The organism is Rhodopila sp. (genome assembly GCF_965276935.1).
Taxonomy (GTDB): Bacteria; Pseudomonadota; Alphaproteobacteria; order Acetobacterales; family Acetobacteraceae; genus Rhodopila.
Genome location: NZ_CBDIBS010000003.1, coordinates 1,597,000 through 1,611,969 on the forward strand (window position 1 = coordinate 1,597,000; position 14,970 = coordinate 1,611,969).

Annotated in this window: 10 protein-coding genes and 1 tRNA gene; 5 read left to right on the plus strand and 6 right to left on the minus strand. The window is 62.6% G+C overall.

Features of this window, described 5'->3' with window-relative positions:
- Positions 1–38: 38 nt before the first annotated feature.
- The 3 genes from ACQY4S_RS15300 to ACQY4S_RS15310 form a co-directional block, all read right to left on the minus strand.
- Positions 39–1,571 carry an XrtA system polysaccharide chain length determinant gene (locus ACQY4S_RS15300; RefSeq protein WP_428486049.1) on the minus strand — a complete coding sequence of 511 codons (1,533 nt, stop codon included), beginning with the start codon at positions 1,569–1,571 and terminating at the stop codon, positions 39–41.
- A 46-nt stretch (positions 1,572–1,617) separates the two neighbouring features.
- Complete coding sequence (locus ACQY4S_RS15305; protein WP_428486050.1) at positions 1,618–2,286, minus strand: XrtA/PEP-CTERM system exopolysaccharide export protein; 669 nt, start codon at positions 2,284–2,286, stop codon at positions 1,618–1,620.
- A gap of 89 nt (positions 2,287–2,375) precedes the next feature.
- Positions 2,376–2,449, minus strand: a tRNA-Val gene (locus ACQY4S_RS15310).
- 369 nt (positions 2,450–2,818) lie between these two features.
- On the opposite strand from ACQY4S_RS15310, the gene ACQY4S_RS15315 reads away from it, so the two are divergent.
- From ACQY4S_RS15315 to ACQY4S_RS15335, 5 genes are all read left to right on the plus strand, one after another.
- A complete protein-coding gene (locus ACQY4S_RS15315; RefSeq protein ID WP_428486051.1) occupies positions 2,819–4,285 on the plus strand; it encodes an exopolysaccharide biosynthesis polyprenyl glycosylphosphotransferase in 1,467 nt (488 codons plus the stop codon).
- 105 nt (positions 4,286–4,390) lie between these two features.
- Positions 4,391–6,442 carry an XrtA/PEP-CTERM system histidine kinase PrsK gene (gene prsK, locus ACQY4S_RS15320; protein ID WP_428486288.1) on the plus strand — a complete coding sequence of 684 codons (2,052 nt, stop codon included), beginning with the start codon at positions 4,391–4,393 and terminating at the stop codon, positions 6,440–6,442.
- Positions 6,439–7,863: a PEP-CTERM-box response regulator transcription factor gene (gene prsR / locus ACQY4S_RS15325; RefSeq protein ID WP_428486052.1), complete on the plus strand. Its 1,425-nt coding sequence runs from the start codon at positions 6,439–6,441 to the stop codon at positions 7,861–7,863. The genes prsK and prsR overlap by 4 nt, the downstream gene beginning before the upstream one ends.
- A 10-nt stretch (positions 7,864–7,873) precedes the next feature.
- Positions 7,874–10,639 carry an XrtA/PEP-CTERM system TPR-repeat protein PrsT gene (prsT, locus tag ACQY4S_RS15330; protein ID WP_428486053.1) on the plus strand — a complete coding sequence of 922 codons (2,766 nt, stop codon included), beginning with the start codon at positions 7,874–7,876 and terminating at the stop codon, positions 10,637–10,639.
- Positions 10,640–10,651: 12 nt separating this feature from the next.
- Positions 10,652–11,845 (plus strand): glycosyltransferase, encoded by a 1,194-nt coding sequence (locus ACQY4S_RS15335; RefSeq protein ID WP_428486054.1) that lies wholly within the window; start codon positions 10,652–10,654, stop codon positions 11,843–11,845.
- Positions 11,846–11,957: 112 nt separating this feature from the next.
- On the opposite strand, the gene ACQY4S_RS15340 is transcribed toward ACQY4S_RS15335, so the two are convergent.
- The 3 genes from ACQY4S_RS15340 to tpiA all read right to left on the minus strand — a co-directional run bounded on the left by ACQY4S_RS15340 (position 11,958) and on the right by tpiA (position 14,835).
- A complete protein-coding gene (locus ACQY4S_RS15340) occupies positions 11,958–13,589 on the minus strand; it encodes a CTP synthase (protein WP_428486055.1) in 1,632 nt (543 codons plus the stop codon).
- Positions 13,590–13,691: 102 nt separating this feature from the next.
- On the minus strand, positions 13,692–14,030 hold the full coding sequence (gene secG, locus ACQY4S_RS15345) for a preprotein translocase subunit SecG (RefSeq protein WP_428486056.1): 339 nt from the start codon (positions 14,028–14,030) through the stop codon (positions 13,692–13,694).
- 52 nt (positions 14,031–14,082) lie between these two features.
- Positions 14,083–14,835, minus strand: a complete 753-nt coding sequence (tpiA, locus tag ACQY4S_RS15350) for a triose-phosphate isomerase (protein ID WP_428486057.1) — start codon at positions 14,833–14,835, stop codon at positions 14,083–14,085.
- Positions 14,836–14,970 lie beyond the last annotated feature (135 nt).

Genomic DNA, 14,970 nt, shown 5'->3' on the forward strand with positions numbered 1-14,970 from the left:
CCCGAACAACGGGAACGCGTGGGGAAACTGCGCTGGCACTAGATGAGCGCCGCTGAACGCAGGATGTGGACGAGAATGCCACCGTAGATGCAGACCAGGACTGCCACAGCGGCCCCGAAACGGCCGGCCGCCATCAGCCGCTGACGCAGGGGGACCATTCCAAGTACGGAAATGCCACCTAGCACCGGCAGCCCCAGTGCACGCAGATCATCGACCGTGGAGAAGGATTGATCGAGCTGGCCGAACAGGATTGTCATGCCGACACCGGTTGCCAGGCCGCCCAGCAAAACCCCTGTGACGAGCAGCATCCGATTGGGAGCCACTGGCAGGCGTGGGATCTCCGGCGGATCAATGACCTGAAGCTTCACCTTGTCGGCCTGCGTATCCGCCGCCTGGGCGATGTTGGCCGACTGCAGCCGACTGAGTAGCTGCTCATAGTTCTGTTGAAGTACGGAATAGTCGCGATCCATGTTCTCGTACTCTGCGATCAGACCAGGCTGCTCATGCTGCATCTTTTCAAGTCGTTCGAGCGTGCGCACAGCGTCATCCTTCTGCCGCTGAAGCGAGACCACCTGCGTGTTTGCGTCGATCAGCTTGAGCTTGATCTGGTCATAGATCTGGTTGGGTACCGAACGCTTCGGTGTAACTGAACCGCCTTGCGGCTTGCCGCCGACATCCATGGCGGCCTTGACACCCACCATCTTGCTTGGCGTCTTTTTAAGCGATTCAATCAATTTGCGCTGGGCAATTACATCCGGATGCTGGTCGGTATCCTTCAGCAGCAGCATGTCAAGCTGATCCTGAGCCTCCTGCAATCGTGTCTTTGGCGCGGGCTGACCGTTGACCAGAATATCGCCCGATTCAACGACCAGCATCGGAGGGGTCGTCTCAACCTCCCGCTTGAGTGCGTCGCGTGCAGTCACCGCATCCTGCAGTCGGCCCTCCAACGCCTGCACCTGGTTGCGTGCGCCTTCCAGAGCTGGAACGTTTGGGTTATTGTCCGTTGGCAGGATCTCGACGTAGCGGGCGCGGAAGTCAGCCCGCCGTTTCTCCGCCGCGCGAAGTTGCTGCTCATACGACTGGATTTGTCGCTCCAGGAAGTGCCGAGCGTTCTCCATGTCCAACCGGGAGCCGCCGGTGGCGTTCTCGATGAAGATTGTCAGTAGGGTCTGCACGACGTCACGCGCCAGCTTCGGGCTCTTGTCACGATAGTATATGGTGAACAGGTTCTTGGTTTGCGGCGTGACCTTGATTTGCGCGGCTAGGCGGGTCAGCAGGCGCTCCCGATCAGACGGGCTGTTCAGCGTCAGGTCCAGGCCGGTCTTCGAGACCAGCTTTTCCAGATTAGGCCGGCTGAGCAGAGTACGTTGGAGGATTTCAAGCTGGGTGGTCGGTGCGGAATCGGCCGCGATTCCACGCAGCAGCGGCGTCAGGACTGCATCGGCGTCAACAAAGAGGCGCGCGCCTGACTCGTACTGGTTTGGGATCATGTAAACGCCCACCCACCCGATGCCGCAAATCAGCCACGCGATGACCACACCCAACCAACGGCGGCGCCAGGCGGCACGCAAGTACTGGGTCAGCATGGCGCGAACGGAGTCCACGGACCTGCGTCCTTTAAAACCAGGTTTGCGGGATGATCAGGGTATCGCCCGGTTTCATTTCGACATTTTGTCCGATATCCCCGTCCTTGGTCAGATCGTTCAGCCGCACCCTGATGGACTGCCGCTTGCCGTCCGGGTCGGTGCGCACGATCACCGCTCGGTTGCCGGCGGCATATTTCGTCAGGCCTTTGGTGGCGATCATGACATCAAGCAGAGTCATATGGTCCCGATAAGGCAGTGCGACCGGATCGGTCGCTTCCCCAATCACACGCACCTGCCGATCGGGCGGCCCGATGAAGCCGCGCACAATCACCGTGACATTTGGTTCCTGGATAAACTTGGTCAGCCGTTGTTCGATCTCTCGCGCCAACTGAGTCGGGGTTTTGCCAGACGCGACGATGTCTTCAATCAGCGGAGTGGAGATGCGTCCATCGGGCCGCACCGCGACGGCCTCTTCGCTGAGATCGGGGTTGCGGTAGACAAAGATACTGAGCGAGTCCCCCGAGCCGATAATGTAATCATCCGATGCCTTGGCGGAGCTGGTCTCGACCACGGGCGGCGGTGCTTTTGACCAGAACGGTCCGGCCTCGCACGCGACGAGCGAAAGAACAGAAGCAATCGCAGCCACTGACCGAACCAGCCTGACAACATCAAACCCATTCGGGCGCAGCCAGCCGTGCATCAACTCGACCTATGAAAGCAGCCGACGAGGCTAGGCACGTGCCTGCCGCACCAGAAACATGAAGTAGTCCGCCAAAGACGCATAAGTAATGGTAGGCGTGGAAGGAATCGAACCCCCTCATCTGCCGTGTTGAGGCAGTGCTCTGCCAATGAGCTACACGCCTGACGCATCGTCAATTTAAACCGTCGGAACAAACGCATGCTGCGTCGAACGTCTGCCGTTTCTAGCAGAGACAAATCCCTGCCATGTTGCCAGCTTGATGAAGACGCGGTGCATGCAAGCCATCCTTGGACGATGGATGGGTTCTACATCCGACGGTTACGATCGCGCAAGCCTTTTGTCCAATAACAAGCTGCCGCGCTCCACTAGAAGTGTCTAGGAGACTGCGTAGCTTTCCGTATCCCCTGTCCTGGCCATGACCTCGCAAGAATTGGTTGGGATTCGAAAAAAGATTGACGCCCCCGCCCCCGGTCGATAACGTTTGGTTATGACTTTCATCGTGATCTGCGGCCTTTATGGCGTGTAGCACGAAATGTTAAAGACGCCCGACCAGATCGCCTGCAATCTTGGGCTTTCATACTTTAATATGAGCCAAATCGTAGTGGAAAGGGAACGCTGGATGCGGCGTGCGATGTCGCGATACGTCCCCCTGGACGTGGCCGTCCACTGCGTAATGGAATTCGTCCTGTCGTTCATGGTGATCCAGCATATGCTGGACACGCCCGACAGCGGCATTTTGCTGACGAATGGTTCGATCAGCCTGATGCATCCAGTCAACTATCTGACTGCGGTTTTGACCTTCACCATTTGCGCGGTGGTGGTCGGAATCAGTTCCTTTCAGTCAACGACCCGCCCCGACACCGCCAAGCTGTTGGGAGCGGCCTGTCTTGCCGGACTGACCGCGTTCCCGCTGTTCATGCTCCTGAGTGGTCTTTTCATTGAAGGCAGCGCTACGGCACGCGGACTTTGGCTGGCGCGAATTCTTGGCGCTTGGCTAGCCACGATCGCCCTGTTTCGCCTGATCTTCAGTTTCTTCATGCAGCGGGCTGGGCTGCCTCGCCGCATCCTCATCATCGGTGACCCGGATCGCATCCAGGCCGTGAGTTCAAGGCTCAAATCCAGGCGCGGAAGGCAGTTTGAACCGCTACTGGCGCCTCCCGGCACGCCACACCTAGATACTACGTCCGCCGGCGCCTTGTCCTGGAGCCACGTCAGCCAACAGGGCATCTGGGGCATTATCGTCGCCTTCGCCACCGAAACCGCGCTTCCTGAACCTCTGCTGGACTGGAAGCTACGCGGAATGACAGTCCTGAGCGATCAGGCTTTTCAGGAACAGCATCTCGGTCGGATTGACGTGGATGGGCTGACCGTCAAACATCTGCTGCCTGGGGACGATTTGGTCGACGGCTTGCTGTCCTTGACCCTAAAGCGCGGCTGCGATTTGATGATCAGCGCCGCACTGCTGCTAATGACACTGCCGCTTATGGTGCTGACGTCATTGGCCATCAAGCTCGACTCCGCCGGCCCGGTGTTGTACCGTCAGCAGCGGATTGGTCATTTTGGCCGGACCTTTACCGTGTTAAAGTTCCGTAGCATGTATGTCGACGCGGAAGCCTGCGGGGCACCGCGCTGGGCGCAGAAGCAGGACCCACGGATCACCAAGGTCGGCGCATTCATTCGCGCCACTCGCATTGACGAGCTGCCGCAACTGGTGAACATCATTCTCGGTGAAATGAGTTTGGTTGGCCCTCGTCCGGAACGGCCCCATTTCGTTGAACAACTGACGCTTGCTATCCCCTTCTATCGGGAGCGGAGCTATGTCAAGCCAGGCCTTACCGGTTGGGCACAGATCAATTTTCCCTACGGCGCCTCGGTCGAGGATGCGCGCGAAAAACTCGCGTATGACTTATATTACTTGAAACACCGCGGCATCCTGCTTGATCTGCGGATCCTGCTTTCCACCATTCGTGTCGTACTGTTTTGTGAAGGTGGCCGCTGAGCCAGTGAGGCTTTTCCGGCCGATCCGAAGGCAGGCAAGAAACGACCGGGGTCTGTCGGTTTTTTCTGGACCTGGTGGCCGAGCAGTGCGATTGCCGCAGCCGTGATGACACCAGACTTCTCCACCTTCGTCGTGCTGCACGGCGCCTGCGCGCTGGTATATGTCTTGCTGGGGGCTTTGATCCTGGCGCGCCCGCCACTCAGCCGGACCGGCGCCTGGCTGGTCTTCGCCTGTCTGATGACGGCGGGCTGGGCGGCCGCGTTCGCGCTTGCCTGGCAGGCGCCGATTGGTCCATTGGCCGCCTGGCTGGAAGTTGGGCGCTCTGGCGCGTGGTGCGGTTTCATCCTGCATCTCTACCGGCGCACCATCAAAGCCAGCGACCAGATCAGCAACGCATTCACGACCATGGGCCTGCTCGCGCTGCTCGTGGTCTGCGGCAGTCCGCTGATTGATTACCTCAGCGGCCCCGCCGGTGTCGGCATTCCCTCTCTCCGCACCGCCGTCAGGCTCGGCTTTGCGGTCTGCAACGTACTTCTGCTGGAAAACCTCTACTTCAACACGCCGTCGGAATCGCGCTGGAACATCAATCTGCTTTGCGTCGCGCTAGGCGGCATATTTCTTTATGATCTGCTGCTTTATGCCGATGGCGTGCTGTTTCGCCGTCTCTCGCTCGCGCTGGTGGAAGGACGCGCTCCCGCTACCATGCTGGCGGCCCCACTGGTGGCGCTCGCGGCGGCTCGGAACCGTCGCTGGGCCATCGACATTCACGTCTCCCGCGACGTCGTCTTCCACAGCTTCACCCTGATCGCCAGCGGCATATTCCTGCTGGCTGTCGCCGCGATCGGCGAGGCATTCCGGCGCGGCGGCTCCGAATGGGGCCAAGTGACGGAAACCTGCCTGATCTTTGGTGGCATTCTGGCCGTTGCGGTTGTCCTGACCTCAGGCTCCGCCCGCTCCCGCATCCGGTCGGTCGTGGTGGAAAATTTCTACAGCCACCGCTACGACTACCGCAAGGAATGGATGCGCTGCATCGACGCGCTGACCGCCCCCGAGGCATTCGTCGCCTTGCCGAAAAGAGCCATCCGCGCCGCGACGGAAGTCGTGGACAGCCCAGCCGGCGCGCTGTTCGTGCGAGCGCCACGGGATGTGGCTTTTGAATGGGCCGGCTCCTGGAACATGCCGGGCGTGACCGCGCCGATTGCCCCTGGGCATCCACTGATCGCGCTGTTCCGCGACGGCGACTGGATCGTTCGCCTCGACGAACACCCGGAGGCCGGTCAATGGCTTGTCGATCTGCCGCGGTCCTGGCTTGCCGTGCCGCTAAACCATTTCGGAAATTTAATTGGATTTATTGTGCTGGCGCGGTCCCGAGCGCAGTTCAAACTAGACCGGGAAGCATTTGACCTGCTACGCGTGGTTGGTCGCGAAGTCGCGAGCCGAGTAGCTGAGCAGCGTGCCATGCAGGTGCTGACCCAGACCCAGCAACTGCGCGAATACAGCCAACGTTTCGCATTCGTCATTCATGACATCAAGAATGTTTCAGGACAGTTGTCGATGCTTTTGACCAACGCCGAGGTCCATGCGGACAATCCCGATTTCCAGCGCGATATGCTGGCGACGGTGCGTGCATCAGTTGGCAAGATTACCCGCCTGCTGTCCCGGCTGGCGGTCGAACGGCAGGAACGTGATCACGCTCTGGTCACTCCGGCGGAGCGGCTGCGTGAACTGATTGACGCCCACCAGACAGCCCATTCGTCTAAAGTCACGTTTACCGACCGCAGCGATGGCGCTGGCGCGGCGATCGATCCGGATGCATTCGATGCGGTCGCGACGCATTTGCTGAACAATGCGATTGAAGCGTCCGGCCCCGCGCCGGTGCGGGTGGACATGCACGTCGAGTCCTTAAGCGTCGTGATTGACATCATCGACCTGGGACCCGGCATGCCGGCGGAATTCGTGCGCGACGCATTGTTCCGCCCGTTCCGTAGTACGAAGGAAGGCGGTCATGGCATTGGCGCCTATCAGGCGCGGGAGTTGTTACGCGATGCCGGCGGCGATCTACTGGTGACGACCCGTCCTGGATATGGAACGACAATGCGCATCGTCCTGCCCTCGATCCAGCGGGGGATGGCCGACCGCGCATCGGTCGAGGCATGAGCGGCGCGCGCGTGGTAAAGCCGAAACTGCTGATCGTCGAAGACGACGAAGGTTTGTGTTCGCAGTATCGCTGGGCGTTTCCCACCTGTGATGTGTTGCTGGCACATGCCAGGCCACAGGCGGTCGCGCTGACCAAGCGTGAAGCGCCGCCGGTGGTGATCATGGACCTTGGGCTGCCGCCCGACCCCGATGGCGTTACCGAAGGTTTTGCCACGCTGGAGGAAATCCTTCGCCTGGCGCCGCGCACCAAGGTGATTGTCGTAACCGGCAACGGGGAGCGCAAGAACGCGCTGAAGGCGATTGCCACCGGTGCCTACGATTTTTGTGAAAAGCCGGTCGAACTCGAAGTACTGCGGACAATCATTGAACGTGGCCTGAACCTGCACCGGCTGGAGGAGGAGAACCGCCGCCTCGCCGCCATCCCGGCCCGTTCACCGATTGAACGGATCATCACCGGCCATGCGGCAATGCTGAAGGTTTGCCGCGATATCGAGAAGATCGCCGGCGCGAATGTTCCTGTTCTGCTGCTTGGCGAAAGCGGCACTGGCAAGGAAGCGCTGGCGAACGCGGTGCACGACCTGGGGCCGCGCGCCAAGCATCCCTTCGTGGCGATCAATTGCGGCGCCATCCCGGAGAACCTGCTCGAAAGCGAGCTGTTCGGGCACGAGCGCGGCGCCTTCACCGGCGCCGTCAAGCAGACCATTGGCAAGATCGAAGCCGCCAACAAGGGTACGCTTTTCCTGGACGAGATCGGCGACCTGCCGCACCCGTTGCAGGTCAAGCTGCTGCGCTTCCTGCAGGACCAGATCGTCGAACGAATCGGCGGCCGTCAGAAAATCCAGGTCGATGTGCGGATCGTCTCCGCGACCAATGCCAACCTCGACGAGAAGATCAGTCAGGGCGTGTTCCGCGGCGATCTGTTCTACCGCATGAATGCATTGACCATCCGCATTCCGCCACTGCGCGACCGCGGCACCGACATCAGCCTGCTGGCCAGCTTCTTCTTGAACCGTTTCAACCAGGAATTCGGCCGCGGCATTCGCGGCTTTACCGAACATGCGACCGTCGCCATGAACACGCATGACTGGCCAGGCAATGTGCGGGAGCTTGAGAACCGCCTGAAGCGCGCGGTGGTAATGACGGAACAGCGGCTGATCGACGCCGTCGATCTGGAGCTTGCCGCGCCGGAGGCGGCGCTGCCGGACCTTGACCTTCGGACCGCCAGGCTGCGGGCGGAACATGAGGTCATCAAGACGGCCCTGGCCCGCAGCAACAGCACGCTTTCGGTTGCCGCACGGCTTCTGGGGGTCAGCCGGCCCACCTTGTATGGCCTTCTGGAAGCCCACGGATTGGTCACCGACGCCGCCAGAACCGCGGAGATCACCGCCCCAGCCGACGAAACGATACCGCGGAACAATTAAGGTGAACCACATGCGCTACAGATCGCTCGGCTGGATCATGATCGGCGCCTGGGTGGGCGCCTGGCCGCTTACTGCCCATGCCGACTACCTGTCCAGCGCCCAGGATGCCATCAGGAAAGGCGACCTGAGGTCGGCGCAGATCGACTTGCGCAACGCCATCCGTGCCGATCCGCACAACGCCGAGGCGCATTACTGGCTCAGCCGGGTCGTGTTCGAGCTTGGCGATCCCGTGGCCTCGGAACGAGAAGCAATGGCCGCGCGTGACCGCGGCTATGACCCGCACCGGACCGTGCCGCTGCTGGCCCAGGCGCTGCTGGCGCAAAACAAGTTCGAGCAGCTTCTGGACACGCTGAAGCCGGACGGCAAGGATCCGCTGCTGGATGCCTCCATCCTGGTCTCGCGCGGCAATGCCCTGCTTGGTCTGAAGCGGCCGGACGATGCGCAGCTTGCGTTCGCCAAGGCGGAGCAGGACGCACCGAATGCGGTGGAACCGCTACTGGCCGATGCCCGCCTCGCGGTGGCGCGGGCCGATCTGGCGACCGCGGGGACGAAGATCGACCAAGCCATCGCCGCCCAGCCGAAATCAGCCGAGGCCCTGCTGGCCAAGGCACAATTGCTGCGCCTAAAGAACGACATTCCCAGTGCGATCACCGTGCTGGACGCCCTGATCACTGATCAACCCAGCATCATGCAGGCGCGGCTGGATCGCGCCAGCCTGGAACTCGCGTCGGGCAACCAGGATGCCGCGAAGAACGACATCGATACGGTGCTGAAGGCGACGCCCGGCAATGTTCAGGCGATCTACCTGCAGGCGGTGACGCAGGCGCAGGCCAGGAACTACAAGGCCGCCGATGCCAACCTGGAGCGGATCTCAGCCTTTCTTGGGCAAATCCAGCGCGCCTATTATTTGCAGGCGGTGGTCAAGGAGCAACTGGGGCAGAGTGAACAGGCGGAGGAAGCCGCGCTGAAGTACCTCGGCCGTTCGCCGGATGACCTCGCCGCATACAAAATGCTGGCGCGAATCCAGTTCGTCAGGCACAGGCCGGATCAGGTGATCGATACACTTGGCAAGGCCGCCGACTCCGGCAAGGCTGACGCCGAATCCTACGACCTGCTGGGCAGAGCTTTTGCTGCGATCGGGCGTGGTCAGGAAGCGATCCAGTCGTTCCAGAAAGCCGAGGCTCTGGCGCCGAATGATGTCGGGTTGCAGACCCGGCTGGCCGCTGTCCGCATGGGCATGGGCGATGCCGACGCGGCAATGGGCGACCTGGAGCATACGCTGGTCCTGGCACCGAAGCTTCCGGCAGTGGGTGAGGCGCTGTTCTTCGCCGCCCTGGCGACCGGCGACACGGCGAAGGCCGCGGATGCGCTGGCAAGGATCCGTGCCGCCGAGGGCCAAACCGATGTGGTCGGCAATCTTGAAGGCCTCTACAAGCTGTCGCAGATCGATCTTGCAGGCGCGCAGGCAACCTTCGCGGACGTGGTGCGGAAATACCCCGACTTCACGCCAGCCAAGATCAACCTGGCGCGCGTCACACTGATGCTGGGGGACAGGCCTCAGGCTGAAACCATGCTGAGCGAAGTTCTCGCTCGCCGGCCAACCACGGAACCGGCTCTGACCATGCTCGCCTCAATGTATCAGCAAGACAATCGCATGCCGGACGCGGTCGCGCTGCTGGAACGGGCGCATCGCTCCGACCCGGCTCTTGTCCGCGTGACCACGAGCCTCGGTGAACTGTATATCCGTGCCAATGATCCGCAAAAAGCCATGGATCTTACCTTGGCCGCGAAGCAACCCGTCGTCGTTGCCACGGATATGCTCAGCCTGCGGGCCGCTGCCTACCTCGCCCTCGGCCAGAAGAAGGAGGCGCGGAATGCCGACGCGGAAATTCTCACGCAGGACGGGCACGCCGTCGGCGTCCGGCGGCAGCTTGTTGCCCTGTTGATCGAAGCCGGCGATTTCGAAGGCGCGCGCAACGTCGTCACAGCGGGGCTGGCCGTCGATCCGCGGAATTATCAGCTCTACCGGGACTTCGTGATGATCGACCTGAAGGCCTCCGGCATTGATGCCGCGCTGGCGACCGCCGACCGGCTGGAGGCACAGGACCAGGATTTTTCCGCGATCCGGGCTCTCAGGGGTGATGTCTATATGGCCGCCAACCGCCCGGCCGATGCGGTGACGGCTTATATCGAGGCCAACAACACCGCTCCATCGGCCCAGCTTGTCATCCTGGCGGCTGGTGCCATGCTTCGTGCAGGTCGGACGGACGACGCCCGCAAGCTGTTGCTGGACTGGCTTGGCAAGCATCCCAATGACCTGGTGGTGACCGAGCAGATATCGGAAATCAGCATCGCCGCCGGAAAACTGGACGATGCGGCGAACTATTTGCAGGCGTTGTTAAAGCAGAAGCCGCACGATGCCGTGGCGCTGAACAACCTGGCTTGGGTCTATCAGCAGATGGGCGACGATGCTCGCGCCCAGCCGCTCGCGCGGCAGGCTTATGTGCTGTCTCCCGGGCCGCAGACCGCCGACACGCTGGGGTGGATCCTCACCACATCCGGCAATGCCGGGAATGGCGTGGCCCTGCTGCGCCAGGCTGGCGCCGAAACCACATCGGATCCGCGGATCCTGTTCCACTACGCCGTGGCCCTGAAGGACACCGGCAATCGGCAGGAAGCCAGAAAGCAGTTGCAGACGGTGATCGCCACGAAAGGCGACTTCAAGGAGAAGACCGAGGCGCGGAAGCTGCTGGACGACCTTGCAAAGGGTTCCTGATCCCGGCCTGCAGTGAGCCAGATCGTGCTACCCATCCGCCTGCTGACCTTCTCGACGCTGTTTCCCCATGCGGCGCGTCCCAATCACGGCATTTTCGTCGAAAACCGGCTGCGGCATCTGCTGGCGAGCCAAGCAGCGACCAGTCTCGTGCTCGCACCGGTGCCCTGGTTTCCAAGCCGGTCGAACCGCTTTGGCGACTGGGCGCTCAATGCGCGTGCGCCGCAGCAAGAGACCCGGCACGGCATCGACATCCGCCACCCGCGCTATCCGGTGCTTCCGAAGGCCGGCATGTCGATCGCACCCTGGCTGCTTTATCAGGCGGTGCTGCCGGTCATCCGGCGGCTGCTCGCGGCGGGGCATTGTTTCGACCTGATCGATGCGCACTACGTCTATCCGGACGGAGTCGCGGCGGCATGGCTGGGCAAGCGCCTCGGCCTGCCCGTGGTGATCACGGCGCGTGGCACCGACGTGAACCTGATCCCGCGCTATGCGATGCCGCGCCGGCTGATCCAGGATGCGATACGAAAGGCCAGTGCGCTGGTCGCGGTCAGCGCGGCATTGAAGCAGGTGCTGGTGGAGCTCGGCGCGCCGGATGACAAGGTCACGGTCCTGCGCAACGGCGTGGAAACCAGCCTGTTCCGCCCGCCGGCCGACCGCGCCGCCGCTCGCGCCAAACTGGGTCTAACACGCCCCGCCCTGATCTCCGTCGGCGGGCTGATCGAGCGGAAGGGTCATCACCGCACGATCGAGGCAATGCGGCAGCTTGCCGAATTCGAGCTGCTAATCGCCGGCGAGGGACCGGAACGGGAGCGGCTTGCGGCACTGATCGAACGGCATGGCCTGGCCGACCGGGTCAGGCTGCTGGGTCCGCGCCCGCATGCTTCGCTGCCCGGGTTGTACGGCGCGGCCGATGCCTCGGTGCTGGCGTCTTCTCGCGAAGGCTGGGCGAATGTGCTGCTGGAGTCGATGGCGTGCGGAACGCCGGTGGTGGCGAGCGACATCTGGGGCAATCCAGAGGTCGTGCGCGCGCCGGAAGCAGGCGTGATCTATCAGCCCAATACACCGGACGCGATCGCGGCGGGGGTGCGGCGGTTATTTGCCTCACCGCCTGATCGGATGGCCACGCGGGGGTATGCGGAAGGGCTCAGTTGGGATGAGACGACGGCGGGACAACTGGCGCTGTTCCACCGCGTGCTTGGGCGATAGCGGCGGTCAAAGTCGTGGCGCCATGGCCTCGCCATCCAGTGATCTGGCCTGATTGGTTGGCCCCGATCGGTTGCTACCGCCTACTCGGCCAACCGGCGAAGCCCTGGGCTTTTCATACCAGCCGAGCCTGCCGCACCGCGGCGGCTATGAAGCCAGCGAACAGCGGGTGCGGCTCGAACGGCTTCGACTTCAATTCCGGGTGGTATTGCACTCCGACGAACCACGGATGACCCGGAAGTTCGATGATCTCCGGCAGCACGCCGTCGGGTGACATGCCGGAGAACCGCAACCCGGTCGCCTCCAGACAGGTCCGGTAATTGACGTTCACCTCATACCGGTGACGATGACGTTCCTCGATCACGCCGGCACCACGATAGATCGACCGCACCAGACTGTCCGCGCCCAGTACGGCGGGATAGGCGCCCAGGCGCATCGTGCCGCCCTTTACATCAGCCTCCGAGCGGCGCTCGATCTGGTTGCCGCGTGCCCACTCGGTCAGCAGGCCAACCACCGGGGTGTCGCAGAAACCGAACTCGCTTGAGGACGCGTCGCGAAGGCCGGCCATGTTCCGCGCGACCTCGATGACGGCCATCTGCATGCCGAAGCAGATACCGAAGAACGGCACGTTGCGTTCGCGCGCGAAGCGGACGGCGGCGATCTTGCCGAGTGTGCCGCGCTCGCCGAAGCCGCCTGGGACCAGGATGCCGTGCACGCCTTCCAGGCGGTGCACGGTGTCGGGCTGCTCAAAGACTTCACTGTCGACCCAGTCCAGCCGCACCTTCACCTGGTTGGCGATGCCGCCATGGATCAGTGCCTCGGACAGCGACTTATAGCTGTCCAGCAGGTTGGTGTATTTGCCGACCACGGCGATGCGAACCTCGCCTTCCGGATTCCGCACGATATCGACGATCCGCTGCCAGCGCGCCAAGTCGGGGCTGGCAGTGAACGGCAGGTCAAAATGCCGCAACACTTCGCGGTCCATGCCCTCGACGTGGTAGGCGATCGGCACCTCATAGATCGTCGCGACGTCAAGCGCCGGGATGACCGCTTGCGCGCGAACGTTGCAGAACAGCGCGATCTTGCGGCGTTCAGTATCCGGAATTGGCCGGTCGCAGCGGCACAGCAGCATCTGCGGCTGGATACCGACGTTCAGCAGTTCCTTGACCGAGTGCTGGGTGGGCTTGGTCTTCAGCTCGCCAGCCGATGGAATATAGGGCACCAAGGTCAGGTGCACGAACATCGCGTGATCCATGCCAAGCTCGTTGCCAAGCTGGCGGATCGCTTCCAGGAACGGCAGGCTTTCAATATCGCCGACGGTGCCGCCGATCTCCACCAGCACAAAATCGAATGCGCCGGTTTCGCGCAGGATGACTTCCTTGATCGCGTCGGTGATGTGCGGGATTACCTGCACGGTAGCGCCAAGGTAGTCGCCGCGACGTTCCCTGGCGATGACATCCTGGTAGATGCGCCCGGTTGTGGCGTTGTCGAACTGGGTCGCATGCACGCCGGTGAAGCGCTCGTAGTGCCCCAGATCCAGATCCGTCTCGGCACCGTCGTCGGTGACGAAGACCTCACCGTGCTGATAGGGGCTCATGGTGCCCGGGTCGACGTTAAGATAGGGGTCAAGCTTGCGCAACTTGACGGCAAAGCCGCGTGCCTGGAGCAGCGCGCCCAGCGCTGCGGCGGCGATGCCTTTGCCAAGGGAGGAGACCACGCCGCCGGTGATAAACACATAACGCGTCATGGGCACCCAGTATATCCAGCCGAATCGGGCCGATGGAAGCCCCTCGGCAGCAACCCTGACATTTCGTTTGCCCCATCCGGTTTGCCCATCTGGTTCGTGACGTCAATTCGTCGGGGCGGACGGGCCTTTTGGCGCGGCTGGCGGCGGCGTTGCCGGCTGGGCAGCGCCTGGCGCCGGTGCCGGCGTGTCGAGGATGGAACGATCGACGCCGGTGGTGCCGTGGTTTAACAGCGCCAGGGCCAACGACAGGACCATGAAGATCGCCGCAAGAATCGCCGTGGTACGGGTCAGCAGGTTGGCGGTGCCGCGACCCGACATGAACGAACCCATCCCCTGCGAGCTGCCGATGCCCAGCCCGCCGCCCTCGCTGCGCTGGATCAGCACGACACCGATCAACGCCAGGGTGACGAACAGGTGGACGATCAGCAGGACGGTGTTCAACGCGTGGACTTTCACAGAAGCATCGCGGCGAGATCAGCGCCGCGCGCGCCTCTTACCCGCCCTGGCCACTTTCAGCAATCGCCGCGCGCGCGATCGCCAGAAAGTCTTCCGCGTTCAGGCTGGCGCCACCGACCAGCGCGCCGCCGACATTGGGCACCGCGAGTAATCCAGCCGCGTTGTTCGGCTTGACCGAGCCGCCATACAGGATGCGGATCCCGTGCCCGGCATCGCCGAACTGGCGGATCAGCTCCTCCCGGATAAAGCTGTGCATATCCAGGACATCGTCCTCGGTCGCCGTGCGGCCGGTGCCGATCGCCCAGATCGGCTCGTAGGCGATGACGCCGATGAACGGCTTGGGCAGGCTGCCGGCGATCTGCCAACCGACGGCCTCGGTCTCCTGGCCGCCGGAACGCTGGTCATTGGTTTCGCCGACACAGACAATCGGGGTCAGGCCGGCGGCGACCGCGGCCAGGGTCTTTTCACGCACCAGTTCATCGGTTTCGCCATGGTTCTGCCGGCGTTCGGAATGGCCGAGGATGACCCAAGCGGCGCCGGCATCGCGCAGCATCGGCGCGGAAATGTCGCCGGTATGGGCGCCCTGCTGATCCTGATGACAATCCTGTCCGCCGATCGCGACAACCGAGCCCCGTATCGCCTGCACCACCCCAGACAGATGCAGGGCGGCCGGGCAGACTAGCAGGTCGGCGGTGATGCCCGTCGCACCTGCAGCGATCGCCCGCGCCAGGGCCACGCTGTCGGCACCGAGACCATTCATCTTCCAGTTTCCGGCGATCAACTGTCGCATCGGCACCCCTCCGTGTTCCAACGACTGCTGCTAGCGCACTAACCGGCCGCGTCAAGAGCAACGCTGGGTGATGACGGCGGGTTGGCATCGGCGCGGCTGGCAATCGCGCACCAGCCGCCGTATATGCTCGCCGCC